The organism is Marinobacter maritimus, from assembly GCF_007671675.1.
Classification (GTDB): Bacteria; Pseudomonadota; Gammaproteobacteria; order Pseudomonadales; family Oleiphilaceae; genus Marinobacter; species Marinobacter maritimus.
Genome location: NZ_VCGW01000003.1, coordinates 592552 through 618736, shown reverse-complemented (window position 1 = coordinate 618736; position 26185 = coordinate 592552). Strand labels below are relative to the sequence as shown.

Sequence of the window (26185 nt, the reverse complement as noted above, 5' to 3'; positions counted from 1 at the left end):
CATGCCCCGTATTCTGATCGTGGAAGATGAAGACATTATTCGCTCCGCCGTCCGCAAGCTGCTGCTGCATGCCGGCTATGACGTTGAGGATGTCGGCTCAGTGGAAGAAGCCGAGCAGGACCACGACCCTGATCAGTTTGACCTGATTATTTCAGACCTGCGCCTACCCGGTGCCGCCGGCACGGAAATGATCAACAGAGCACCGAACACCCCTGTATTGATCATGACCAGTTACGCCAGCCTGCGCTCTGCAGTGGACTCCATGAAAATGGGGGCGGTGGAATACATCGCCAAACCCTTTGATCACGATGAAATGCTGGCAGCCGTAGAGAACATTCTTGCTCGCACCAGGTCATCAGCTCCCGAACGTCAGAACGGTTCAGCGGCACCATCAGAAAACGGCGATCCCGCCAGCATAATGTACGGCCAGTGTGAGCCGATGCAGCGGGTGTTCACACTTATACGCAAAGTAGCACCAACAGAAACGACCGTGCTTGTGCAGGGCGAATCCGGCACCGGCAAGGAGCTGGTCGCCCGAGCGCTTCACCTTTTGAGTCCCCGCGCTACGAAACCGCTGATCTCTGTAAACTGCGCAGCCATTCCCGAAAGCCTTATCGAGTCCGAACTGTTCGGCCATGAAAAAGGCGCGTTCACCGGTGCAGTCTCTGCTCGAACAGGCCTGATTGAGGCTGCAGATGGTGGCAGCCTGTTTCTGGACGAGATCGGTGAGCTGCCGGCCGAAGCTCAGGCGCGCCTGCTGCGCGTTCTCCAGGAAGGCGAAATCCGCAAAGTGGGGTCAACCCAGAGCCGAAAGGTCAATGTGCGGATGATCGCTGCAACTCACCGAAACCTGAAAGCAATGACCCGCACCGGCGGTTTCCGCGAAGACCTCTACTATCGCCTGAACGTGATGCAGATACGGATTCCACCTCTGCGCGAGCGCCAAAGCGACATCCTCGGACTCGCGCAGCGATTTCTTGTTGCCCAGGGCGGCAGGGTGGGCAAGCCGAACCTGAACCTGACCCCTGAAGCAATGCGAACGCTTGAGCGACACCGCTGGCCGGGTAACGTACGGGAGTTGGAAAATGCCATTGAGCGGGCCAGTATCCTGTGCGATGGCGATATCATCACGCCTTCACTGCTGGATCTCGACGGCGAGGGCGGCGACGAATACATCCCCGAATCTCTGGTGGAGGGTGATAACGAGCAGCTTCGCACTCGCGACACTGAAGGCGCCAGCGACCTTTCCCTGGAAGACTACTTCCAACACTTTGTGCTTGAAAACCAGGATCGCATGAGTGAAACAGAGCTGGCTCAGAAACTGGGCATCAGTCGAAAATCCCTCTGGGAGCGCAGGCAGCGCCTTGGCATCCCCCGTAGCAAAAAATCCGGGGACTGATGGTTCAGAGTATGACCCGCCTGCCCCCAAAAAAGCATGAACGATCACTCAGTTGTTACCGCATGTTCCCCTTGGTAACACTTCACAGAAAAAGCACTCGTTGCGGGTAACACTTATACAGAATACGGGGTAACACTTACAGGCCGAAAAAACCCAACCGTATGTTAATAAACAAGTTTCCAAAACTGGCACACCAACTGCAACCTATTTAGCGCACGACAACAAAAACAAGAGTGTCAAAGCGGCGCTTCAATAAAAACAAAAAGCCGCGGGAATACGTTCAGTAACAAAAACAACAACAGAACGTGAGCGAATTGAGTGTTTTGGGTACTTTGCTTTTTTGGTAGTCCCTTGGCACGTGCGAGTTGTAGAGATGCAGAGAAGAATCGCCCTTGAGGTGACGCAGCACCTACCGATGACTCGTTCGATGTCTTTGACTGCTCACTGTGTTCAAAGCTTTCCGTTTGCACTGCTGAGAAGCCCCAATTTTGGGGATATACAGTGGGGGTACAAAAACGAGAAAAATCCCGTTAAAAAATAAAAACAATGCAGATCGTCAACGTTTTGGAGGCGGATTCGTGAAAGCGGATCCGCCTTTTGATTATCCGGGTACGCAAGATTCCAAGGCAAACGTGTGCAAATCCTGCTCAAACCGTTAAACTCTCGGTTTTGCTCAACGCAACCACGGATTTCAATGCCAAAATCAATTTCCTCCATCTTCGAGCAGTCTGTCGACAAGCTCCGCTCTCTCATCCCCGGAAACGGGAAGAAGAAGGCCCGAGCTTACCAGCGACGGGAAATCTCCAGAGACCAGCACAACGTCTCACGCTCAGTCATAAGCGAACCTGCCAAAAAAGTTCTCGGCCGACTCAACAATTCCGGCTATGAGGCTTACCTTGTAGGCGGCGGTGTGCGCGACATCCTTCTGGGGAAGCGGCCCAAAGATTTTGATATAGCCACCAACGCAACCCCGGAAGAAGTACACGACCTGTTCCGCAACTCCCGCCTGATAGGTCGGCGTTTTCGGATCGTTCACGTTGTATTCGGGCGCGAAGTGATTGAAGTGACCACATTCCGTGGTAACGCGGCGGAAGCCGACAACGACAGTCCAGACGACGATCGCAAAACCAGCGAACATGGTCTGCTGCTGCGGGACAATGTTTACGGCAACCAGGAAGAGGACGCGCTGCGCCGCGACTTTACAGTCAACGCTCTTTACTACTGCATCCGCGATTTTACCGTCGTTGATTTTGCAAACGGCATTGAAGACCTCCGTAACCGGCAACTCCGGCTGATTGGTGACCCTGAAACCCGCTACCGGGAAGATCCGGTTCGCATGCTTCGCGCGATCCGCTTTGCTGCCAAGCTTGGCTTTGATATAGAGCCCGAAACCGAAGCCCCAATCGGAACACTGGCCCCGCTGCTGACTCACATTCCGGCGGCACGCCTGTTCGAAGAGGTCCTGAAACTGTTTTCGGCTGGCCACGGCGAAGCCACCTACGACCTACTTACCCGTTATAACCTGCTGGCCCCACTATTCCCCGAAACCGTAAAAGCGATCGAGGCTGGCGAGCCTGACGAGCTGATTCGCCAGGCATTGCGCAACACTGATGCGCGTATCGCGCAAGGCAAGTCTGTCACACCTTACTTCCTGTTTGCCGCCATGCTCTGGCCCGCTCTGCAAAAAGAGTGGCATCACCGCCAGGACAACGGCGACCCCGTGCAGCCGGCGCTTCATGGTGCAATTGGCAAAGTTATTGGCCGCCAGGTGCAGGCAACCTCTATACCCAAGCGATTCTCTGGCCCCATGAAAGAAATCTGGGAGCTTCAGATGCGCCTTCCCCGCCGGCAAGGCAAGCGGGCCTTCGTAACCATGAGCCATCCCAGGTTCCGTGCGGCCTACGATTTCCTGCTGGTTCGGGAAGCTTGCGGTGAAATTGAGCCCGGGCTGGGCGATTGGTGGACTGAGTTCCAGCGTATGGACGAACGTGGGCAGGAACGCATGCTTTCCGAACTCAGCAGCGATGCACCGAAAAAGCGTCGCCGCCGCAAACCGGTCACACGGCCAGCACCCTGATGAGAACAGATGCCTTCATCGGCCTGGGCAGCAACCTGCAAGAGCCCGCAGCCCAGCTGGCAAGGGCCGTAGCAGAGCTGGCCGCGTTACCCGATACTACTCTGATCGCCCAGGCGCCCTTTTACACCAGCAGCCCGGTTGGCCCCCAGGATCAACCGGATTTTGTAAACGGCGCAGTGTGGCTCAGCACCGGGCTTGGCCCACACGCTCTGCTCGATCAGCTTCAAGCCATAGAACAGGCCCATGGGCGGGAACGGCTAAGCCACTGGGGCCCACGCACACTGGACCTTGATCTGCTGATTTTCGGCAACCATGTACTCAACGACGACCGGCTTAGCGTTCCCCACCGCGAGCTTCCTAACCGGGATTTCGCTCTGCAGCCGCTACTGGACCTAAAGCCCGACCTGACGCTGCCAAACGGTACCGCAATCGCGGATTTGAGGGCACAATGCCCAGACAACCGGTTGCGCCGCCTTCTGCCTCCGGATTACTCTTAGCAACTGAAAGCCGGTCATCCCGGCACGGTCTTGGCCCACCTACCCAAAAGGCAAGGATTTTATGGCTGTTACCATCAATACCCTGCGGGAATATAAACAGAGGGGAGAAGCCTTCTCTGCCCTCACCTCCTACGACGCCACTTTTGCTCAGGTTGTCAGCGAAGCCGGAGTGGACGTCATCCTGATTGGTGACTCGCTGGGCATGGTTCTTCAGGGCCACGACAGCACATTACCCGTCACCATGGACCAGATCGTGTATCACGTAAGCTGTGTCGCCAAAGGCAACCGCGGCTCTTTGATCATGGCCGATATGCCCTTCATGAGTTATGGCACTGTAGACGCTGCCCTGGAGAACGCCGCTGAACTCATGCGGGCAGGTGCTCACATGGTGAAGCTCGAAGGCACCGACTGGATGAAAGACACGATTACCGCGCTTTCTGAAAGAGCAGTGCCGGTATGCGCCCACCTCGGCCTGACCCCCCAATTCGTCAACAAGCTTGGCGGATACAAGGTTCAGGGCCGCGATGAAAAATCAGCGGATATGATGATAGATCACGCCTGCGAGCTCGTCGCTGCGGGTGCTGACGTTATTCTGCTGGAGTGCGTGCCCGCACCTCTGGCCGCGCGAATTGCGCAAGCTGTCACAGCGCCTGTGATTGGCATTGGGGCAGGTGCTGATACCGATGGTCAGATTCTGGTGCTGCACGACATGCTGGGCATTACCACGGGGCGCAAACCGCGTTTCGTGAAAGACTTCCTGGCCGAAAGCGGCTCTATTCAGGGCGCCATCGCGGCCTACTCAAAAGCCGTGCGTGAGCGCGCATTTCCCGCCGAGGAGCATACGTTCAAGGCATGAGAACCGTCCACTCACTAAAAGAACTGCGTGCCATCCTCCGCGGTTACCGTCAGCAGGAAAAAACCATTGGCCTGGTTCCAACCATGGGCAACCTGCATGAAGGGCACATCTCGCTCGTCCGCAAAGCAGCAGAAGCAGCCGATATCGTGGTCACGAGCATTTTCGTTAACCCGATGCAGTTTGGCGCCAATGAAGACCTCGACACCTACCCCCGCACCCTGATTGATGACCAGGAAAAGCTTGGCGCTGCCGGAAACACGCTGGTTTTTGCGCCCTCTGCCGAGGAAGTCTATCCGAGCGGCCTTGCCCGACATACTCGCATTGTGGTGCCGGAAGTCAGTGATGGGCATTGCGGCGCCAGCCGGCCGGGGCACTTTGAAGGTGTCGCGACGGTGGTCTCCGTTCTTTTCAACATGATTCAGCCCGACTTCGCCGTGTTCGGCGAGAAAGACTTCCAGCAACTGGCGGTCATCCGCAAGATGACGCTGGATCTGATGATGCCGGTTGAGGTGATCGGCGCGCCAACCGTCCGCGAAGACGATGGCCTGGCAAAGAGCTCGCGCAACGGTTATCTCTCCGAAGCGGAGCGCAAGATTGCCCCGGCCATTTACCAGATACTGGAAGCGACAGCTGCAAAAATTGCCGATGGGCGCAATGATTTTCAGATGCTGGCACAGGAAGCTGGAGACAGTCTTCGCATGGCCGGTCTACACCTGGACTACTTTAACATCACAAACAGCCAGACCCTGAAACCCGCCGCGCCGGAGGACAGGGATATAACGCTGCTGGCCGCTGCTTATCTTGGCACGACCCGGCTGATCGACAACATCTCAGTTACGCGCTGAAGCCTTGTCGATCCACCAGGAAAGGACTCTCTGATGACTTCGCCAAAGACCGCACTGACCAACTCCTCTCAATGGAAGGAACTGGAGAACCTTAGGGCGCACCTGGAAAACAGCCCCATGAGAACGCTTTTTGCTGACGATCCGGAACGAGCAAAGCGTTATTTCATTAATGGTGCAGGCCTGTCTCTCGATTTCTCCAGAAACCGGCTTACCGACGATGTACTGAAAGCGCTGATGGCGCTGGCTCGTCACTGCAAACTGGAAGACCGCAGGGCAGCCTTGCTTCGCGGCGAAAAGGTGAACATTACCGAAGATCGCCCGGCGCTGCACACGGCATTGCGCAACCCCGGGGCAGACACCATCATGGTCGATGGCCAGGATGTCGTCGCCGAGGTAAACGCAACTCTCGCGCGCATGGACACCTTCGTTCAGGACGTGCGAAACCAGTCACGCACCGGCTTTACAGGCAAAGCGTTTACCGATGTGGTCAGCATTGGCATCGGCGGCTCCTTTCTCGGCCCAAAACTGGTGACCGAGGCATTGCAGCCGTTCCGGGCACCCGGTCTGAGTTGCCACTATGTGGCCAACATCGATGGCACCGAAATCTGTGAAACTCTCGAAAGGCTTGACCCTGAAACCACATTGTTTCTGGTTCAGTCGAAATCCTTCGGCACGCGGGAAACCCTGGAAAACAGCAAAGTTGCCCGGGACTGGTTCATAGAACGTATCGGTCACGAGCAAGCAGTTGCCAGCCATTTTATGGCCGTTACGGCCAACAAGGCCGCCGCTCAGGACTTTGGAATCGATCCGGCAAACGTGTTCCCGATGTGGGACTGGGTGGGCGGGCGTTACTCGCTATGGTCGGCCATCGGCCTGCCTGTCGCGCTGACCATCGGTATGGAGAACTTCCGGGCACTACTCGCTGGCGCCTACGCCATGGACACCCACTTCCGCGACGCGCCGCTGGAAAAGAATCTGCCCGTTGTCATGGCGATGCTGGGCATCTGGTACAGCAATTTCTGGGGCGCTGAAACACACGCCATACTGCCTTACGACCATTACCTGCGCAATTTGCCAGATCATCTGCAGCAGCTGGACATGGAAAGCAGCGGTAAAAGGGTGAATCAGCAGGGGGAGACGCTGGACTACCATTCAGGCCCCGTAATCTGGGGCGGTGTCGGCGCCAATGGCCAGCACGCATACCACCAGCTGATTCACCAGGGCACCCGATTGATTCCGGCAGACTTCGTCATTCCCCTGCAAACCCATAACCCGGTCGCGACACATCATGCGGACTTGTTCGCCAACTGTCTGGGCCAATCCCGAGCAATGATGACCGGGAAAACGCTTGAAGAAGCCAGGGCCGAGCTGGCAGCCAGCGGCATGGCAGAAACCGATATTGAGCGCCTGGCGCCGCATAAGGTAATACCCGGGAATCAGCCCAGCAATACGCTGATGATGAACAAAGTGACTCCGGAAACCGTCGGCGCACTGATCGCGCTGTACGAACATCGCACTTTTGTGCAAGGCGTTATCTGGGACATCGATTCGTTTGATCAGTGGGGCGTTGAGCTTGGCAAAAAACTGGGTGAAAACATCCTGCCAAGGCTGCTGCAACCGGACACACCCTGCGAAGCAAGTGACAGCGCCACGGACAATCTGATTGCGTTTTTCCGGTCAGCGAACCGCCTGTGAATCAGCGAACCGCCTGTGAAATCGCTCGCCCCTGCCAGCTGAAGTTCACCGGCCAGAGTTTCTGGTCGGTGCTATAAGCCTGCCAAAGCTCAAGGTAGCTCTTCCGGCACACGGGGTGCTTCACCGTCGGAGCAATATCTGCCAGCGGCCGAAGCACAAACGCATTTTTGAGAATTTCGCCTCTGGGCAACTCCACACCGTCCAGTTGGCCGACCGCTTCTCCGTACGTCAAAATATCGAGATCCAGCGTTCTTGCGCTAAATTTTGGAGCATCCCGACGACGGCCGTTTTCGGCTTCCAGTTGTTTGAAATACTGTGAAAGCTCGCCTACGGAAAGATGGGTTCTCACACCCACAACCAGATTCAGAAATGGTGAGCCATTAAATCCTACAGCTTCACTTTCGTATACCGGGGAGATTTCGAGTTCACCAAACCAGCCTGCTAAAGCATCCAGAGATGCACGCACATAGTGCTCCCTGTCGATGTTACTGCCAATACTGATATAAACCGGAACCTGATCAGCCACCGCCGTGCTCTCCTTTCGAAGCAGATCTTTCAATGCAGACACCCACAGACCGCGCAGCAGGTACAGCTCCGGGCTTGCGCAGCGTCAGCCGAAGCCAGCCGATGCCGAACTCCCGCTGCAACCTTTCCGCCAAAACCTCAGCACCGTGTTCGAGCAGCTTTGGCTTGAGTTCTTTCAGGCACTGCACAGCCAACGCGCTTACGGAGGCGTAATCGAGGGCGTCCGCTACGTCATCAGACGCGCCGGGAATACGATTGTCCCAGGCCATTTCAAGATCCAGAACCAGTACCTGGGCCACTTCGCGCTCCCAGTCGTATACACCCACTACGGTTTCTACAACCAGGCTTTCGATCAATACGCTGTCTGCCAAAGGGGCTCCCGGGGTGATCCCACACACTGCTGATTGAATAACGCACAGACTGCGGATACTGTAATCACACCGGCCTGCAAATTGGGGGCCGGTATTTTCGCACACATTACCCTGACACGTCTTTGTCTCCGAGCTCGCAAAATGGCCCTGAGTGATCCGACAGTAACTGTCCTGCTGTGCATGGCTGCCTATCTGGGTGGCTCGGTGCTGTTTGCGCTGCCGGTTTGCCGACTCTGGGCGCTACCCGACCCACGAGCCCAGGGCTCGGGCAATCCGGGCGCAACCAACGTATACCGCACCGGTGGCTGGCTCCCTGCCCTGATAACCCTTGCCCTGGATGCAGCAAAAGGCTGGCTGCCCGTCTGGCTCGCATACAATGCCGGACTATCCCCTCTGGTACAGGCGGTGGTGGCTCTGTGCGCGGTTACCGGACATATGATTCCAGTGTTCTACCGGTTCAAGGGTGGCAAAGGCGTTGCAACCGCTCTGGGCGCAGGCATTGCCCTGGCACCGGTCACTACGCTCGCAATGGCCGCACTTTGGCTACTGGTACTCTGGCGCTGGAGGATTTCCGCACTGGCGTCTGTGATAGCCATCGTAAGCGGCCCGGCCATCAGTGCGTTCATCGAACCCGAAAACCTCCCCACGTTCGGTTTGCTGGCGATCCTCATTATCGTGCGTCATCGAGATAACCTGATACGACTCGCTCAAGGGCGGGAAATCGGCTTCTAGCGCCACTCTTAACGTCACTCTGGCTCAATCTACAAGCCCGGAGAGTCGCGTATCCGTGAGCGCCGGAAGCGTGTCCATCGGCCATCTGGGAACGGCAACAATCCGCTCACCATCGCGTTGTCCCGCCTTCATGCGTTGAGCTCCAGCGTAAGCGATCATCGCCCCATTATCAGTACAGAACTCCGGACGCGCATAAAATACCTGAGCACGCAGTTTTTCAGCCATCTTTTCAAGGCCTGCCCGCAAGCGTTTGTTGGCGCTCACGCCTCCCGCAATTACCAAACGGTGACAGCCTGTTTGCTCAAGCGCTCGGCGGCATTTGATCACCAGGGTCTCAACCGCCGCCGTTTCAAACGCCAAGGCAATATCAGCACGTACCTGATCGCTTAGCTCGCCCCCTGACTTCTTTTCTGCATTGACCGTATTGAGAGTAAAGGTTTTCAGACCACTGAAACTGAAATCCAGGCCCGGCCGATCCGTCATCGGTCGCGGGAACCGGTACTTGCCCGGAACGCCCTTTTCGGCCAGCGCGGCTACCCGAGGGCCTCCCGGATAGTCCAGCCCCAGCATCTTGGCCGTTTTATCGAACGCTTCTCCGGCGGCATCGTCCACGGATTCACCGAGCATCTGGTATTCGCCAATACCATCCACACGCACCAGCTGGGTATGTCCACCCGACACGAGAAGCGCCACAAACGGAAATGCCGGCGGGTTGTCCTCAAGCATGGGCGCCAGCAGATGGCCTTCCATGTGATGCACGCCAAGCACCGGTATATCAAGGGCAAACGCCACGGCATGGGCAACCGAGCCGCCCACCATAAGAGCGCCAATCAGGCCCGGCCCCGCCGTATAAGCAATGCCCTCAATATCCTTACGAGTAAGACCTGCCCCTGAGAGAACCTGGTCACACAGCGGGAGAAGCTTGCGAACGTGGTCACGGGATGCCAACTCTGGCACCACGCCGCCGTAATCGGCATGCATGTCAACCTGGCTGAACAAAGCATGGCTTAGCAGCCCTTTATCGGTGTCGAACAAGGCGACGCCGGTTTCATCACAGGAGGTCTCAATACCCAGAATCAACATATAACCTGGCCATATCGGTTGGCGTAAATGAATAAACGGTGCGCATTTTAGCAGAAACCCGAAACTCACTGGCAGTTTCATCGAACAAACATTGACCTTGCCACGATCCAGGCGCTATCATTGCCGCCCTAAATTACGAACTGGTCGCGTTTTTCCCAATCTGACCAGGGATCGAGCCGGTCTGGCATTGCCAGATGCGCATCTAAATGAAACCGAATCTATCAGGTAGGTGATTGTCGAATGCCAGCTGTTAAAGTGAAAGAGAATGAACCGTTTGACGTAGCACTGCGTCGCTTCAAGCGTTCTTGCGAAAAAGCGGGTGTACTTTCAGAAGTACGTCGTCGCGAGCACTATGAAAAGCCGACTTCCGTTCGTAAGCGCAAAGCAGCCGCTGCCGTTAAGCGTCATCTCAAGAAGCTTCAGCGTGAACAGCGCAAGTTTGAGCGTTTGTACTGAGTTTTAGCAGACGCCGCTTGACTGCAAAGCACTGATTGCCTGTAAAGCCGCAGGCTGCACAGAGCGATCAAAAAATGCCGCCGGGGCCTGGCTTCGGCGGCATTTTTGGCTATTGGCCCCGGCATGTAGCCGGCCTGAAGTGGAGCCTCCATGAGCGGACTGATCCCCCAACGCTTCGTTGAAGACCTGCTCGATCGGGTAGATCTGGCAGAGTTGATCGGCTCGCGCATTACGCTCAAAAAGGCCGGCGCCAATTATAAGGCCTGCTGCCCGTTCCATGATGAAAAAACGCCCTCATTCAATGTAAGGCCGGATAAAGGCTTCTATCACTGTTTCGGCTGTGGCGCTCATGGCGATGCGATCAGCTTTGTGCGTGAATTTGAGGGCCTGGGTTTTACCGACGCTGTCGAAGAGTTGGCGCGCAAGGCCGGGCTGGAAGTGCCATACGACCAGGCTGCCAAGCAGGAAATCCAGCAGGCAAGAACGCTGACAGATGCGCTGGATTTCGCCAGTCGATTCTACCAGTCGGAGCTGCATGGCCAGCAAGGCGCCTTTGCCCGCGATTATCTGAAACAGCGGGGGCTGGATGAGACTATTATCCAGCAATATCAGGTGGGTTATGCACCGGCAATAGGCACAGCCCTGTTTGATGCTGCAAACAAGGATTTACAGGGTCCGCTGATTGAAACCGGCACGGTCTCTGACAAATATGGCCGACCACGGGATCTGTTTCGCAACCGGGTCATGTTCCCGATTCGCAACAGCCGGGGCAAAACCATAGCGTTTGGCGGGCGAACGCTCGGCGACGACAAGGCCAAATACATCAACTCTCCGGAGTCGGATGTATTTCACAAAAGCCGCCAGATATACGGCCTGTTTGAAGCAAAGCAGGTACTGAAACAACTCGACAAGTTGCTCGTAGTAGAAGGCTACATGGACGTGATTGCCTTGGCCCAGCATGGCATTCATTACGCCGTTGCAACGCTTGGCACAGCAACAAATCAGGACAGCCTGACCGCCCTGTTAAAGCAGGTACGGCATGTTGTGTTTTGCTTTGACGGCGATCAGGCGGGCTTCCGGGCCGCAGATCGCGCGATGGATAATGCCCTTGAACTTATGGCGGACGGGTTGCACTTGCAGTTCCTGATGCTCCCGCAGGGCGAAGACCCGGATACGCTGGTACGTAAGGAAGGCCGGGAGGCTTTTCAGAAACGCATTGACGGCGCCACGCCCTTCTCCCGGTATCTTTTTGACCGTCAGAGCGAGGGCCTGGACCTTCAGCTGCCGGAAAACCGGGGCGAGCTCAGAGCCAGGGCCGAGCCGCTGCTGAACAAGATGCCCAGGAGCACCCTGCGGGATGCCATGTGGCACGAAATGTTGCGCTTGTGTGGGGGCCGCAATCAGTGGCAGAACCGTCCACCCCAGCAGCGGGGAAACTGGAAAGGCGAGCGGCGCGACCGTGTTACTGAAGAGCGTATCGACGTAAAGCTGAGCAAAGACAGCATTCTGTGCCTGGCGCTTCTGGAGGCGCCGGATATGGCGAGCGAGGTCACCGAACTGGCGCAGCACTCCCGCCAGTACACTCAGGCCGGAAAATTTGCCGGCTTCATTCTGGAACACGATATCCGGAATCGGAAAGCACTTATAACAACACTGGCTCTCGACAGCCGGGCACGCGAGCGGTTCTATCACCTGTTTGACGGCATTGAGCACATCCCGGCAAGGGAAAGCACACTGGCCGCAGCAAGAGAGATACTGAGCCCGAACGAAGAAGCAACAAGGCAGCAAAAGCTGGCCACATTGTTACGCAATTTCGCAAACCTTACTGCCGAGGAGCGGCAAGAGCTGAGAGCGCTAAGCGGGGGTACCCCGGATTAACAGCACTTGAAACTTGGCACATTGATCACCATCTAACCATTCGGTGGCAGAGCATTAGAGCGGCAGCTATAATGGCTGTTTCATTTTATCTTTATTTAAGCGGGTTCACAGGGTGTCTATGTCAGGCAATTCGCAAAAATCACGTTTGAAAGACCTCATCGCAAGAGGCAAGGAACAAGGCTACCTGACTTACGCCGAGGTGAACGACCACCTCCCGGAAGACATTGCCGATCCGGATCAGGTCGAAGACATCATTCGCATGATCAACGACATGGGCATCCAGGTATCCGAAGTGGCACCGGATGCCGATACGCTGCTGATGACCGACGGCGACTCAACCGCCGACGAAGCCGCAGCCGCTGAAGCCGCTGCTGCCCTCGCCGCTGTGGAGTCCGATGCCGGCCGCACTACGGATCCTGTGCGCATGTACATGCGCGAGATGGGCACCGTCGAGCTGCTGACACGTGAAGGCGAAATAGTTATCGCCAAGCGCATCGAAGAAGGCATTCGTGATGTCATGGCAGCGGTTGCTCACTTCCCCGGCACCGTTGGCACGGTTATTCAGGCCTACGACCGCATCATCGAGAACGAAGGCCGAATCACCGATATCGTTACCGGCTTCCTTGATCCCGACGGAGCTGAGCCGTTCATGCCGGAACCTCCGCAAAAACCGGAGGTGCCGGAAGGCGAAGAATCTGACGACGATTCAGACGAAGAGGAAGAAGAACCCGAGAGCGGTCCAGATCCCGAAGAGACCCGTCTGCGTTTCGAGCAGCTGAGGGAAAAACTGACCACCGCAGAGGCGTCCCTGTCAAAGCACGGTCGCGCTGACAAAAAAACACAGGCTGCGCTGAACGAGCTGGGTCAGGTTTTTGCGCCCTTCAAGCTGAACAACAAAGCTTTTGATGAGCTGGTTAACGTTGTGCGCTCCACCAACGACCTCGTGCGACAGAATGAGCGTGCGATACTTCAGATCTGCGTCCGTGACTGCAAAATGCCGCGCAAGGATTTCATTAAATCCTTCCCGGGCAATGAGGCAAATCAGGACTGGGCCGAAAAAATCATCAAGAGCAAGAAAGCTTACGCTGCGCCAATGAGCGAGCGCATTGATGAAATTATTCGGCTCCAGAAGCGTATTCAAAATGTGCAGACCGAAGTGGATCTGGACGTTGTGGACATCAAGGAGATCAACCGTCGCGTTTCCATTGGTGAGGCAAGAGCCCGTCGCGCCAAGAAAGAAATGGTTGAGGCCAACCTGCGCCTGGTTATTTCTATTGCCAAGAAATACACCAACCGTGGCCTGCAATTCCTGGATCTGATCCAGGAGGGCAATATCGGCCTGATGAAAGCTGTCGACAAGTTTGAGTACCGTCGCGGCTACAAGTTCTCAACCTACGCCACCTGGTGGATTCGTCAGGCCATAACCCGCTCCATTGCGGATCAGGCTCGCACCATTCGTATCCCGGTGCACATGATTGAGACCATTAACAAGCTCAATCGGATTTCCCGTCAAATGCTTCAGGAAATGGGTCGTGAACCCACGCCGGAAGAGTTGGGCGAGCGCATGGAGATGCCGGAAGACAAGATTCGCAAGGTACTGAAGATCGCGAAAGAGCCAATCTCCATGGAGACGCCAATCGGTGACGATGAAGACAGCCACTTGGGCGACTTCATCGAAGACATCCAGGCGCTCTCGCCGGTGGATTCTGCAACCGCAGAAGGCCTGCGCGAAGCCACTCGCTCCGTATTGGCTGGCCTCACTGCTCGTGAGTCCAAAGTACTGCGCATGCGCTTCGGCATCGAGATGAACACCGATCACACGCTGGAAGAAGTCGGCAAACAGTTCGACGTAACCCGCGAGCGGATTCGCCAAATCGAAGCCAAAGCACTGCGCAAACTGCGTCACCCTTCCCGTTCCGACCACCTCCGCGGCTTTATTGACGATCAGGGCAACGGATAAGTAACACAACAGTAGCGGGCGCCGCACCTCCCCGGTATAATGGCGCCCGCTTTGTTTCCCCCACAGGAAACACATTCCTGACAGCGTTCGCTGAACGGGCCTATAGCTCAGTTGGTTAGAGCAGAGGACTCATAATCCTTTGGTCCCTGGTTCGAGTCCAGGTGGGCCCACCATTACTCGAAAATACCCCGTCAGTTGTGTTATTGAAACCATAACCTGGCCGTTTTGGCCACTTTATACTTACTTAGGTAAGCAAAAATGGCCGCTTTCCAAGCGTAGTCAACGCTAAGGTCGCAAAGCGGACACTCAGATTGGATGATCAACGCTTGAAAGCAGACTCGCGCGATAGCGCGTCGGCTGGATTGCTTTGTTGGGTGTCTTTACATTTACCCTGACTCTACATGAAGAACGCGGATAGAACGCGAACCAGGGTGTCTCCGGCTCGCGCCACGCCTCCAACTTCTTTGACCGTCGTAGCCAGTTCCTTCGCGTATCTAAAATGAAATTTTTCGCGAATTACTCCACCCTCAAACTGTTTGTTCATTTGGGCAAAGCCTTTCGACGTAATTACCAGCTTAGAGAAGTTTTTATGTTTTCCGGGATCGTTTGCTTCAACGTCTGTAATGAATCCTTCTCTCAACAAAAATCGAATTGAGTGCTCCCGAATCCTTTTTACATGCCGTTGGCGGAGGTGTTTGCTTTTGATTGCCTTACGCTGTTCTTTGGTCCAAAACAGGAATGGATAACCTTTTTCCGCACAGCGTCTCTCGTCGAAGGATTCGCCTGATGCGTTTTCTATACTCGCGTATTCATCAAATCCATATGGAAGAAGATCCAAATAATCACCGTCAGCAACCTCGACTTTTCGTGGTTTTACATCAGCGTCAGTAGGTCCATATGAGTTTATAAGTTCGGAGCTAGGTAAACTACAAGGAATTGGAAATCGCTCGTACAGCGAATCCATTACCTCAGCGACGCTCAAAGCAAATATTTTTATATTTTCGATGTCCTGAAGCTCTTCTCTCATCGCTTACAGACTCCCAATCTGCTTTCAAGTCTCTACGCATCTTCGTCCAAATAATACGCCCCTACAGCCTAATTTGCCCGAGCAAGTTTCATACTTACCCCATGCCCAACGCCCAACGCCCAACGCCCAACGCCGCCAAGATGCGCGACTACGGAATGGAGGCGAAGCCGCAATGTAGTAGGCGTCGCCGTGCCTGGCCTGGTTATGCAATTAGGTCCCCGCGTCCCCACACAAGTGTACCCAAAACAGCAAACCAGCGAGCTACTTTGACAATGCGCTGCTTAATCGCTGGTATACCACTATCTATCGGTATGGACTTACCCCGGGCCACCGCTACGAATGCCTCCCCCCCGAATGTCCGCTTTTGTTTAGGTGTCGCGTGGGATGCCGGACGGTCGCAAAGCGGACATTCAGATGGTGCGATAACGTTGAGTTTTTCAGCAATTTGGGCAAGGCGAAGCTGTGAAAAACTATCCGACAACGGCGACTTGTTCGATAGAAAAAGATAACGACCCCGCCAGATACTGCGTCAAAGTGACAACAACTCAGTAATGCTGAGAGTAGTTTCGACGACCGTCATATCAATTGCTATCTCAATCTCTTTGGGCTTCGGTAAGTTGTCGGCGAAAATAGTGCCTTTTAATTTAATTACTTGGCTACTTCTAGAGCCAAGGTAAACAATTTCCGACCAGACCTTGCGTCCGGGTTGCAGGTCACCACAATCAACCTCGACACCAAGGCCTTCAATTGTAACGGAGCCCGGCACCTTGGAGTTGATGGTCGGGAGTACCTGTGGACCATGCATCCAAAGAGGGTTGTGTTTCTTATGTGGACGCGACGGTAAATCAGAATCGTCGACTATGGCTACTTCAAAGTCGCCTATTACCTTAAAATCGACCTGAACGTTCCGAGCAGCAACTTCACCTTTGTTCTTTATCATGAATCGAATGGGTCGGAACAAACGATGCATAAACTCGAAGTTCGCTAATTCCCGATAATAGCTAGTGTTAACGTCGATGCTATTAATACTAGAAACGAGAGAGGCCCCCAGTCCAAAAGTATCGCTGGGCTCTGGTGGCCGAAAGTTCGGAATTTTACTTTGTTCGGGAACCGAGCAGTTTTCTGCCTCCCAATCAATCCTTGCTCCAAGCGATTCTTCTTTTTCCGGGTCAGCAAGTTCAACAACCAAATCGCAAGAGGATTCATGCGATGGCCCCCCCATTCGGGCTATCTCATCTATCGATGCGTGTTTAGTCGGATCTGTCGAGCTTCCTCGCCGTACATAAACCGTTTCCTTTGATAGCTTGCCATAATCTCGCTTCAGATAAATGGGACGATCTTGCTGCTCTATTTTTATTATTCCTACTTGCTTGCCCTCAAACTCAAAGGCTTCATAGTGGAAGCGGATTGGTCGGTTTGTCAGATTGTTCACAAACTGTTGTAGTGCATGGTCATCTAGGTGCTCTGAGTGTTTTAGGCCAACGACTTCACCGCGACCTCCACGAACTTCCTTTACGCCAATTAGGATAAAGGCGTCAGATCGACGCCAAGCGTTTGCGAATCCCAAGATGTCCTTTAAGAGCTCCGACTTCACATCTTCGCTTTCTTTCGAAAAGCGGTATTGCTGTTTCTTAAAGTCCAGCGTCGTGCTCTCTTCCTCATAGATAAGCTTTTCGAAAAGTCCGATATTCATTCAATGCTCCGGAATGAATCAAAAAAAGCGCCTCGCGCTTTTATTGGTGGTATTGGAACGCCAGCTCTATGCGGCTCCCTCACAACGGCCGCTGGGTAAAACTATTTTCGGATAGCATTTTGGCGACGGGCCTCATCCAAGTCGGTCATTTCCTTTGCTTTCGCAAGCTGTTCTTCCGTTGGGTCAGGCAGGTCCTGAATTATTTTTGACCACTTAGAATTAAGCGCGTTTATCGAAATTTCATCGGTTATTCCGCGTCTCAATTGAGGATTAACAATTGGAGATAATTCTGGCGGCAACCGTTTCTCATCCATAATTTGTTTGAACAACCATAGATATACATCGACCAACTCTAAGCCAACACTATCGGTGCCGGCCACAAAACTGAGAGGGGCTCTCGGAATATTTGAAAGATCCATCTCCGGTAAGCCAGGACCGACTAGCCAAGGTACATCTCTTGCTCCATCATAAAACTCCGCCAACGCTTTCTGCGCTTTATTGAACTGAGACTGCCGATCTACCACAATTCTCTTGGCATGGTCTGGATTCTTGGTTCTACCAGCAATTCCATGCATTACAAACTGAAATCCAATGATGTTCGGTGTAATCGTTAAAACTTCTTTCTTTGATTTGCAGTTGTAATGAATCTTTTCTGGATGATCCTTTGCCCACCGTAACGTATCGCCTATGACCTGGCGTGACCTTTCGTCAGGCAAAACATGCACACGTCCTAATAGCTCCCCGCATATCGATTTAAGCTCAGACTCAGCTTTTGCATCGTTGATCTGTATCCTTGCTTCCCAGGCACGGCGTGCAAGATCATCATCAAATAGAAAGGCTAGCTTGCCAAGGTACACATACCTCATTGGTGTCCAGTAGCCAATCCAGCCAACAGCAGGATTCATTCCCTGATCAAAGACCTGATCGAAGAAGCAAATAATGGCGTGATCAGGTTTCGCCACCCTGTATAAATCGAATGTTGGGTTATATTTCTTTTGAATTTCGGCTAATTCATCAACAATTTGAACCAAGCCACCAAAACCTATCTCATTCGCATGCAAGCGCTTAACACCAAGTTTCTTGCGGGCCGCTCTTACCTTGGGAGCAGCCAAAACGTCCAAGTTCGTTTTAGCACTCAGCACACCATAATTGAGAATTGGTTGATTTTCATCAAACAGGTTCGTTCCTGTATGTCCGCTTTCATCCACAAAAAAATACATATGAAGCGTATCCCTACTCGTTTTAAAGCCCACCGCACTCGCGGCTTAGAAATGAAGGCGAAGCCGCAATGAAGCGGCCGTCGCCCTGACTGTGATGGTTAGGAATCTCACGCTCCTCGTGACGCTGCCTCACGGCGTGCCAACATGGCAGCATCAGCTTCAGCCTTGAATGTTTTATGCATGATAAAGTCGAGAAAAACTTTTGTTTTTAAAAGATCATCTTGTGAGATTTCGACTTGGTTATTCTGTGAGTGTGCTACCTGGCTCGACCGGATTTTATAGACCGTTCTTAATTCCTCTATAAGCTCTTTATCGTTGGTCAAAGTCCGCAACGCCCGTTGTAAATCACGGAGTTCGTTGGAGAGTTTGCGGACCTTGAGAATACGATGAGCTGCAAAGTGTTCCAAGGCCCGGTAAAAGCAAAGAAATGATTCTCTGCGGAAATTCAACTCAAGCACGTTCATACGCATGAGTAGAAGGCCTCTGATATATTCCCCGGTAAGAACCGAAGTGCGCTCGCGAGCAACAATGCCGAATATCAAAACAGAATTCTCGACATCGCGGTCAGTAAGTTGCTGACGATCTGCATAGGCAGTCTTTGGTTTTACGACTAGCGCTGCTTTTCGAGAGTTTCTGCCTTCCAAGTCGTCGGCTACAGTTAGGATTGGATGGGCCCATGGGTCTTCATCGAGCGTGAAAGTACCGAGACACCCTGCGTTGAGAGCGATAAGCATTGCATTGATTACACGATGGCAGTCATGAACTCGCTCAGTTTCCGACGCATGCTCGTCCAACGGCCGAACCGTTAAGACAAGATCATGCTCGCGAACCTCATGAATCCGAATATTTGAATCCTCGCGTTGGAACAAGTGAAAAGATTCCGGTGTCATCACATGAGAATCACAACGAATTCTACTGGAGACCCACATATATATTCCTAACAGTAATTGGACAGCGCATTTTATCATTGCAGAAATTGAACTGCGTCATTATTACTGACTTTGAGCTATCAATCACGCTGCACATAAATTGATAAAACAAGAGCTTAGCCGAGCACGGCCATCTCTGCCATGTAATCATTCAGCGTCTGCAATTTGCTCCGCCAATCATACTGGATGAAATGGCTGTGATTAGCTTGGAGGCTCTGGAAGAAAGCCCTGAATCGAATGTCCGCTTTTGTTTAAAAGCCTGAGATCGCAATTCGCATCAATGACAAATCTTCTCCCCCCTAACCGGCCAATTTATGGTTGCACTACCAAGTTGTGGTCATGACACCATAGTTTGGCCGGAACGGCCACGTTATGGTGACATAGGTCACTAATTGTGGCCGACATCCTGCCTCGCAATTCCATACGCCTGCCCACCAGATTAGCCATTACTTAGCCCCTACTTTACTCCGCAAAACGTTAAAAAATGATCAGAGGACTGGAAGACTTGGCCAGTCACTCCAGTGCCTGTTCTGATGGCGCTGCCATTGCCAGACTATGGCAGGTGGCAGAGAAGACGCAGGTTGCATATGCTGACTATTGTGATCATCTGAAGGCATCTTGAACAAGATGTAGTTCGAACCAGCCAATAAAGAGAAGCGATTATGTCGATTGAAAATCGTCCAGGCGTGCTTTTGGTGGAGGACTGCCCATTTAGCGCAATGGCCTATCAAATTTTTCTGCAGAGTGACTATGCTGTTCGAGTTGCCCATACCGGCTCGGAAGCTCTGGAACAGCTAGCCCAGCATAACTTTGATGTGGTTATCACCGACGTCAGGTTGCCGGACATGAGCGGTCTGAGCGTTCTGGATAAGATTCAGGCTGAGATGCCATCACTACCGGTCATCGTAATCACCGCTCATGATTCCGTTGATATGGTGGTTGAGGCCATGCAGCGCGGTGCCAGCGATTTTATTTCCAAGCCGTTCGACAAGGCCCGCCTAGAGGTCACGCTCCAAAACATCCTCAAAAAGCAGAAGCTCGAAGAAGTTGTTCAGCAGTACGAGAAAGTCTACAAGCGTGACCAGTTTCATCGGATGATCGGTGCCTCACTGCCCATGCAGAATGTTTACCGTATCGTCGAAAGTGCCGGGAAGAGCAATGCGTCGGTTTTTATAACCGGTGAGAGTGGCACCGGCAAGGAATTGTGCTCAGAGGCTCTGCACGCGGAGAGCCCTCGGGCCAACGCCCCTTTTATTGCTTTGAATTGTGCCGCAATTCCCCGTGATCTCATTGAAAGCGAAATATTTGGCCACGTGAAAGGCGCATTCACCGGGGCGTCTGCGGCTCGAGACGGCGCTGCTCTGCGAGCGTCTGGAGGTACACTTTTCCTGGACGAAATTGGAGAAATGCAGCTGGATCTTCAAAGCAAACTCTTAAGGCTTATCCAGTCGGGAACCTATACTCCGGTGGGAGGCAGTAAAGAGCTGAAAGTTGATATTCGCTTTATTTGCACAACGAACCGGGATCCACTCTTCGAAGTGCAGGAGGGGCGTTTTCGTGAAGACCTGTACTACCGATTGCACGTAATTCCTGTTCATATGCCTCCATTGCGAGAACGTGGAAGCGACATAATGCTGATCGCTCGGTCGTTGTTAAAACAGTATGCAGAAGACGAGAAGAAGGATTTTCAAGGTTTCAGCAAGGATGTTGAGAAAGTCTTCATGCAGTATGACTGGCCCGGTAACGTCCGGGAGCTGAGCAACGTGGTCAGGAATGTGGTGGTTTTGAATGAGGGCAGTGTCATTGAAGTGTCGATGGTGTCCTATCTGATTCGGTCTCAGAAGTCAAAGAGCAGCAGGGCATGGGCGCCTGGGAATAACCCTCCGGCATTTGGGGAAGTGGCTCCAGTACCACGAGCCGAAGGAGGTCTCGGTGAAGTTGCTCCGGCCATTCAGTCCGATTCAGGTAACCAGGAAATCCTGCCGTTCTGGGTTGAGGAGAAGCGCATCATCGAATCCGCCATTGAAAAATGCGATGGCAATGTGCCGCGGGCTGCTGCCTTTCTGGAAATCGGTGCCTCAACCATTTATCGCAAGAAACAGCAGTGGGATAAAGCGCAAATTGCCCGAGAGCCAATATGAATCCCATTTTGAGAGTGCACGATTTGAAATTTTGAGGAATGACTATAAGCCACTGCAAAATAAATAATAAATAGTTGGCATGCTTAGTGCAATTTCCGTTAAAAGGTCCTTTATCGGAGATTGTAATGCCACTGAAACATTTTTTCGGAAACTTTGCCGTTGGTAAAAAACTGGGCGGCAGCTTTGCTGTTCTCCTCATCCTGCTCGCCATCGTGTCTGCTGTCGGGATTTTTTCGCTTAGTGACTATAGTCGCGGCGTTTTGATACTAAAGTACGCCAACGCCTCGGAAATTGCGTTGCTGGAGGCAGAAAGGGCCGAGAAGAACTTCACAATCACGCAGGACACCAAATACTCCCAGCGCGCCATCAAGTACCTTGATGAGGCTAAAGCGGCTGTGACACCCCTGATTGATTTGCAAGACACTGGCAGCGAGGACAGGCAGCAGGCAGAACAGATCCTGGACGGTGTTCGGTCTTATGAGGAATTGCTCAAACAGTATGAAACCAGCATCTCCGGTCCGGCAGACATTGCCAGATCTCTAGAAAAGCAGATGTACGCTATTGCAGGCAGTACTATCGACTCAATGGAGGGTCTGAAACAGGGCGAGGAGACAGAATTACAGGAAATATATGACCTTGCTGTTGCCGAAGTCATTATCGTGACAGTGATTGCCCTCCTGATTACCATCGTCCTTGCGTGGGCCCTGACCCGATCAATCACCCGGCCAATCAACGAGGCGGTCAGCATCGCCAACAAGGTGGCTTCAGGCGACCTGACTGTAAATGTTCAAAGCGAGCGCGGCGATGAATTCGGACAGTTGCTTGCAGCCTTTGGCACGATGATAACCAACCTCAGAGAACTGATTCGTGAAATCGAAACCGGAGCGTCCAGCATAGCTTCATCCTCCGAAGAGCTTTCTACAGTAACCAATCAGACCAGCCAGGGAGTAGCAGAACAACAAGCCCAAACCGACCAAGTGGCCACTGCGATGAATGAGATGGTTGCGACGGTCAATGATGTTGCAAAAAGTGCGGAAGCGGCCTTTGAGTCCGCCAACCACGCCAGCGAGAAGTCGGGTAGTGGCGAAAAGGCCGTCCGGGAAACCCTGGAGCTGGTGGCAGACCTCAATAAACAAAGCACCAACGTGATGGCGCAGCTCAACGGTCTGCAAACTGAAACAAACAACATTGCGACTGTGCTGGACGTGATCAAGTCGGTTGCCGACCAGACCAACCTGCTGGCACTGAACGCCGCTATAGAGGCCGCCCGTGCTGGCGAGCACGGGCGTGGCTTCTCGGTGGTGGCCGATGAAGTGCGGTCCCTGGCTCAACGTACCCAAAGCTCCGCCGCCGAGATTGAAACCCTGATCAGCAACCTGGTTACCAGTGCCGAAACGTCGGTTTCCAGTATGGAGGCTGGCAATAAACTCTCGGAACAGACACTTGAGCGGGCACAAATGGCCGGTACTGTTATTCAGGAAATGGCGCAAGCGGTTGAAGAAATCCGCCAGTATAACAGCCAGATTGCAACGGCGGCTGAAGAGCAAAGCTCCGTGGCCGAAGAGATCAATCAGAATGTCGTCTCGATCCGCGATGTGGGTGATCAGTCTGCGGTTTCCACCGAACAGGTATCTTCTGCCAGCGAAGAACTGGCACGACTTGCTGAGGGGCTCAATACCCAGGTTGCCCGTTTCAAGGTGTGATCCGGAAGAACGGCTCTATATGCGCTATGGGTTCGTTGGTATGCGCTCAATCTCTACAAGGATTCGGAGCATCAGAGAGCCCTCTTAGAGACCTTTAGCAGCTACGCCGACAGGCTTAAGGAACTCGTCAACAATAATCCAGCCCTACTTCTTCCGACCAAAGACGATCAGTGTATCGACGTCGCGTTAGGCGTTCTGGTGCTCATCGTGAATGGTGATCAACAGAGCATTGAGGGGGTGGCTGGAGAATATAATCAACCGCGCTGTATTCGCTCACAGATTCCATAAGCCGCATCCATGCAATACCACGGCGTACCACGAACTTCTGGAACATCCTCAGCCCGATGACACCTATCGTAAGAACGCGACCGTTGGAAGCATTTTATATCCATTTATTTCGATACTCGCAGCAATGTTGGATGATCAAGAGCTCTACGCCGCGGTTAGGGCCTTCAAGCGCGAGGAACTTGGGCATTGTAACTTCCAGTATTGGTACCCAGACGATTCGACCGAAAAGCACCTATACGTCAACGACGAAATGCACGGCGCTAATCTGTCTGGAATAGACGTTGAGGCGGCACACGAAATTCTTCTCAAGCAGGTCTTCAACGAGTGCGAGAACGAGGACCGCTCCAATGCGAAATGGGGTCGGACATGCTTATAAAAGGTCCTCCACGCTTCGAATTTCCACGTGGCATCCGCCAACGACATCTTCAGTAGTCATTATGGCTATTTGGTCATTTTGGGATTTGCTCGAACTCCGCTCACCCACTCCCCCGCCTCGTTTAACAGATTATGTAGCGCCGTAACCGGCTCGGCCAGACTTTGGTTCAACCCTCCGGACATACTTTGCGCTCACGAACACATTCGCTGACGACTCCTCAGACAGCTCTACTTTCATTAGTCTGCAGCCTGCCCCCTATGACAGCTTGTTCACTACACTACCGCCCACTCTACTCCTTTTATTTCAGCAACCTAGGTATCGAACGCGTAACTGTGCTGCAGCTTTGAACAGCCCGTTCCCCCGAATTTGTTGCGAATCAGTCATGGTTGATTTCCTGCTGCCTGCTAGAGTTAAAGCAAGGCGAGCATGACATTTCGCAGTTTTACAATACATCTCGCCGTTCACAAGAGCCCGTCAAACTTGGCGGCAGGATTGTTTCGTGCATCCAACACGTTCCTGCAAAGCTTACATATCGCTGAAAGGAGATCGTGCATGATCAAGTACAAGTCGATGTTATACACAGCCGGCGTTACCGGTATCGCTCTTTCCATAGGCGGTTGCGCCAGCCCTGGCGAGCGGCCCGACTCAGACCTTCAGTCTGCTGAAGCCTCTCTTCAACAGGCCGTTGCTGCAGATGCCCGGGAGTATGAGCCGGTGCTGCTCAACAATGCACAGAACAAGGTGGCGGACGCAAAAGACCTGATCGAGCAGGAGAAGTATAAAGAAGCCGAGCGTCTCCTGGAGCAGGCCACCGTCGATGCACAACTCGCCGGCGCACGCGCTGATACGGCGAAAGCACGCCAGGCCGTCGAAGAGATCAATAGCAACATTGAGTCCTTGCGCAAGCAAATGAATCAAGACCAGTAATCGCCATATCTGGAAAGGAGACTGTTATGAACAAACGCAACATAACATTAGGCATTGCCGCGAGCTTGTCAGTGCTTATCGCCGGCTGCGCCACAACGCCACCAGACAATGCGATGGTAAATGAAGCCCGCGCCTCTTACGCCAAAATCAAGGACGACCCGGATGTCGCCCGCAGTGGTGACCGACAGCTTCGTAGCGCAAGAGACCAACTGAACCGGGCCGAGTCTTTGCTGGAGGATGGCGGCGACAGCGTTCGTATTGAACAGGCGGCCTACTTGGCGAATCGCCACGCCCAGATTGCCAATGAGCAGGGCGAGCGGGCAAGGCTGCAGAGCGAGATTGACTCCGCAGAAGAGCGTCGCCGCAAGCTGATGCTTGACCAGCAGTCCGGAGAAGCCGAGCGGGCACGCAAAGAAGCCGAAATGCTGCGTAAGAGGATGGAGGAACTGCAGGCCGAACGTACTGACCGGGGCATGGTGCTGACGCTGGGCGACGTACTCTTTGACCTGAACAAAGCCGACCTGAAGGCATCCGGAGAGCAGACCATCGGTCGCCTCGCAGAGTTCATGCGGGAATATGAGGATCGGAGGGTCCGCGTGGAAGGCTACACTGACAGCACAGGTGACGAATCCTACAATCAGATGCTGTCCGAGCGTCGTGCCCAAGCTGTCCGGGATGAATTGGTTTCCCAGGGAATTGAGCGTCGCAGGGTAGAAACCAAAGGCTACGGAGAGCAATATCCCGTGTCCAGTAATGACACCTCCGCAGGCCGCCAACAGAACCGCCGCGTGGAAATTGTCATTTCGGACAAGGAAGGCAAGATCGAAACCAGGGAAAACTGAGTCAAGCGGAAGCCATGGGGGAGAGCTCTCTCCCCTTTATCACAAGCTTACGGGTATCTCGCCTACACGCACCTACTTGACCTGTAAGATCCCATCACGCACTCAAAGCGCTATCTTGAATTCAGGATACATTGACGAGCATCAAGCAGGTCAACGTGAAAAATCCTAGACTGAGATAGTACAACACACATAGAAACTTGGGAGCACTAACGAATGTCACTCGAAAAACACGATCTCCTGCGTGAACTGCCGGAATCCAAGGACGCTATCCATGAACTGAAAATGACGGATCAGCATTTTGCCAAGCTCTTCGAAACCTATCACGACACTGATCACGAGGTGTACCGCATCGAACAGGGTGTCGAGACCACTTCCGATGAGTATCTGGAAGAGCAGAAAAAGAAACGGCTGAGCCTGAAAGATCAGCTTTACGGAATGATCCGCGATTATGAAGCTTCCATGGCAAGCTGAGCTCTGCGAGTTTCAGCGCACCCCGCACCAACCTGCGGGGTGCGCTTCTTCTTTTATTTCTCCGTTTACTTCTCACTTCCTGCTAAAAGCCGGCCCATGCCTACAATTCCCGCCTGCGTATCCTTACGCAAAGCACAGATTTAACATTCTCGTAACCCGCTGTAATAACTAAGTTTTCTATCACCCAACACGGC

General features: G+C 53.3%; 23 protein-coding genes, 1 tRNA gene and 1 pseudogene. 18 read left to right on the top strand and 7 right to left on the bottom strand.

Annotated features, from left to right (window positions below):
• Position 1: 1 nt before the first annotated feature.
• From FFI90_RS14980 to pgi, 6 genes are all read left to right on the top strand, one after another.
• Positions 2 to 1399 carry a sigma-54-dependent transcriptional regulator gene (locus tag FFI90_RS14980; protein ID WP_144778922.1) on the top strand — a complete coding sequence of 466 codons (1398 nt, stop codon included), beginning with the start codon at positions 2 to 4 and terminating at the stop codon, positions 1397 to 1399.
• 694 nt (positions 1400 to 2093) lie between these two features.
• Complete coding sequence (pcnB, locus tag FFI90_RS14970; RefSeq protein ID WP_144778920.1) at positions 2094 to 3476, top strand: polynucleotide adenylyltransferase PcnB; 1383 nt, start codon at positions 2094 to 2096, stop codon at positions 3474 to 3476.
• Positions 3476 to 3973, top strand: a complete 498-nt coding sequence (gene folK / locus FFI90_RS14965) for a 2-amino-4-hydroxy-6-hydroxymethyldihydropteridine diphosphokinase (RefSeq protein ID WP_144778918.1) — start codon at positions 3476 to 3478, stop codon at positions 3971 to 3973. Before pcnB ends, folK (FFI90_RS14965) begins: the two co-directional genes overlap by 1 nt.
• 61 nt (positions 3974 to 4034) lie before the next feature.
• On the top strand, positions 4035 to 4829 hold the full coding sequence (gene panB / locus FFI90_RS14960) for a 3-methyl-2-oxobutanoate hydroxymethyltransferase (protein ID WP_144778916.1): 795 nt from the start codon (positions 4035 to 4037) through the stop codon (positions 4827 to 4829).
• Positions 4826 to 5674 (top strand): pantoate--beta-alanine ligase, encoded by an 849-nt coding sequence (gene panC / locus FFI90_RS14955; RefSeq protein WP_144778914.1) that lies wholly within the window; start codon positions 4826 to 4828, stop codon positions 5672 to 5674. The genes panB and panC overlap by 4 nt, the downstream gene beginning before the upstream one ends.
• Before the next feature lie 33 nt (positions 5675 to 5707).
• Positions 5708 to 7369 carry a glucose-6-phosphate isomerase gene (gene pgi, locus FFI90_RS14950; RefSeq protein WP_144778912.1) on the top strand — a complete coding sequence of 554 codons (1662 nt, stop codon included), beginning with the start codon at positions 5708 to 5710 and terminating at the stop codon, positions 7367 to 7369.
• A 1-nt stretch (position 7370) separates the two neighbouring features.
• Here the strand turns inward: pgi and folK (FFI90_RS14945) are convergent, their stop codons facing one another.
• Positions 7371 to 7895, bottom strand: coding sequence for a 2-amino-4-hydroxy-6-hydroxymethyldihydropteridine diphosphokinase (folK, locus tag FFI90_RS14945; protein WP_144778910.1), 525 nt, complete (start codon positions 7893 to 7895; stop codon positions 7371 to 7373).
• Entirely contained in the window at positions 7888 to 8265 is a 378-nt protein-coding gene (locus tag FFI90_RS14940; protein ID WP_144778908.1) for a dihydroneopterin aldolase, read from the bottom strand. The genes folK (FFI90_RS14945) and FFI90_RS14940 overlap by 8 nt, the downstream gene beginning before the upstream one ends.
• Positions 8266 to 8406: 141 nt before the next feature.
• Here FFI90_RS14940 and plsY point away from each other — a divergent pair, with 141 nt between their 5' ends.
• On the top strand, positions 8407 to 8997 hold the full coding sequence (gene plsY, locus FFI90_RS14935) for a glycerol-3-phosphate 1-O-acyltransferase PlsY (RefSeq protein WP_144778906.1): 591 nt from the start codon (positions 8407 to 8409) through the stop codon (positions 8995 to 8997).
• 24 nt (positions 8998 to 9021) lie between these two features.
• Here the strand turns inward: plsY and tsaD are convergent, their stop codons facing one another.
• Positions 9022 to 10080 (bottom strand): tRNA (adenosine(37)-N6)-threonylcarbamoyltransferase complex transferase subunit TsaD, encoded by a 1059-nt coding sequence (gene tsaD, locus FFI90_RS14930; RefSeq protein ID WP_144778904.1) that lies wholly within the window; start codon positions 10078 to 10080, stop codon positions 9022 to 9024.
• 240 nt (positions 10081 to 10320) lie between these two features.
• Here tsaD and rpsU point away from each other — a divergent pair, with 240 nt between their 5' ends.
• The 5 genes and pseudogenes from rpsU to FFI90_RS20525 form a co-directional block, all read left to right on the top strand.
• Positions 10321 to 10536 carry a 30S ribosomal protein S21 gene (gene rpsU, locus FFI90_RS14925; RefSeq protein WP_072794797.1) on the top strand — a complete coding sequence of 72 codons (216 nt, stop codon included), beginning with the start codon at positions 10321 to 10323 and terminating at the stop codon, positions 10534 to 10536.
• Positions 10537 to 10686: 150 nt separating this feature from the next.
• Positions 10687 to 12414: a DNA primase gene (gene dnaG, locus FFI90_RS14920; protein WP_144778902.1), complete on the top strand. Its 1728-nt coding sequence runs from the start codon at positions 10687 to 10689 to the stop codon at positions 12412 to 12414.
• A gap of 118 nt (positions 12415 to 12532) precedes the next feature.
• Positions 12533 to 14374 (top strand): RNA polymerase sigma factor RpoD, encoded by a 1842-nt coding sequence (rpoD, locus tag FFI90_RS14915; protein ID WP_144778900.1) that lies wholly within the window; start codon positions 12533 to 12535, stop codon positions 14372 to 14374.
• Between the two features lie 96 nt (positions 14375 to 14470).
• Positions 14471 to 14547: transfer RNA gene (locus FFI90_RS14910), tRNA-Ile, on the top strand.
• Positions 14548 to 14726: 179 nt separating this feature from the next.
• Positions 14727 to 14792 (top strand): annotated as a pseudogene (locus FFI90_RS20525) (cytochrome b6-f complex subunit PetN); the annotation flags it as partial.
• On the opposite strand, the gene FFI90_RS14900 reads toward FFI90_RS20525, so the two are convergent.
• The 4 genes from FFI90_RS14900 to FFI90_RS14885 form a co-directional block, all read right to left on the bottom strand.
• Positions 14772 to 15401, bottom strand: a complete 630-nt coding sequence (locus FFI90_RS14900; protein WP_144778898.1) for a hypothetical protein — start codon at positions 15399 to 15401, stop codon at positions 14772 to 14774. The pseudogene FFI90_RS20525 and the gene FFI90_RS14900 overlap by 21 nt on opposite strands.
• A 529-nt stretch (positions 15402 to 15930) precedes the next feature.
• Positions 15931 to 17094, bottom strand: coding sequence for an AlbA family DNA-binding domain-containing protein (locus FFI90_RS14895; RefSeq protein ID WP_144778896.1), 1164 nt, complete (start codon positions 17092 to 17094; stop codon positions 15931 to 15933).
• A gap of 101 nt (positions 17095 to 17195) precedes the next feature.
• Complete coding sequence (locus FFI90_RS14890) at positions 17196 to 18314, bottom strand: DUF3800 domain-containing protein (protein ID WP_144778894.1); 1119 nt, start codon at positions 18312 to 18314, stop codon at positions 17196 to 17198.
• 107 nt (positions 18315 to 18421) lie between these two features.
• On the bottom strand, positions 18422 to 19183 hold the full coding sequence (locus FFI90_RS14885) for a hypothetical protein (RefSeq protein WP_144778891.1): 762 nt from the start codon (positions 19181 to 19183) through the stop codon (positions 18422 to 18424).
• Positions 19184 to 19905: 722 nt separating this feature from the next.
• On the opposite strand from FFI90_RS14885, the gene FFI90_RS14880 reads away from it, so the two are divergent.
• From FFI90_RS14880 to FFI90_RS14855, 6 genes are all read left to right on the top strand, one after another.
• Positions 19906 to 21384, top strand: a complete 1479-nt coding sequence (locus FFI90_RS14880; RefSeq protein ID WP_144778890.1) for a sigma-54-dependent transcriptional regulator — start codon at positions 19906 to 19908, stop codon at positions 21382 to 21384.
• 125 nt (positions 21385 to 21509) lie between these two features.
• Entirely contained in the window at positions 21510 to 23087 is a 1578-nt protein-coding gene (locus FFI90_RS14875; protein ID WP_186317996.1) for a methyl-accepting chemotaxis protein, read from the top strand.
• A gap of 211 nt (positions 23088 to 23298) precedes the next feature.
• Entirely contained in the window at positions 23299 to 23751 is a 453-nt protein-coding gene (locus FFI90_RS14870; protein WP_144778888.1) for a hypothetical protein, read from the top strand.
• Positions 23752 to 24303: 552 nt separating this feature from the next.
• Entirely contained in the window at positions 24304 to 24678 is a 375-nt protein-coding gene (locus tag FFI90_RS14865) for a DUF4398 domain-containing protein (protein ID WP_144778886.1), read from the top strand.
• Between the two features lie 26 nt (positions 24679 to 24704).
• Positions 24705 to 25520, top strand: coding sequence for an OmpA family protein (locus FFI90_RS14860; RefSeq protein ID WP_144778884.1), 816 nt, complete (start codon positions 24705 to 24707; stop codon positions 25518 to 25520).
• A 213-nt stretch (positions 25521 to 25733) separates the two neighbouring features.
• Entirely contained in the window at positions 25734 to 25991 is a 258-nt protein-coding gene (locus FFI90_RS14855) for an HP1242/YdcH family protein (protein ID WP_144778882.1), read from the top strand.
• The last annotated feature ends 194 nt before the right edge of the window (positions 25992 to 26185 follow it).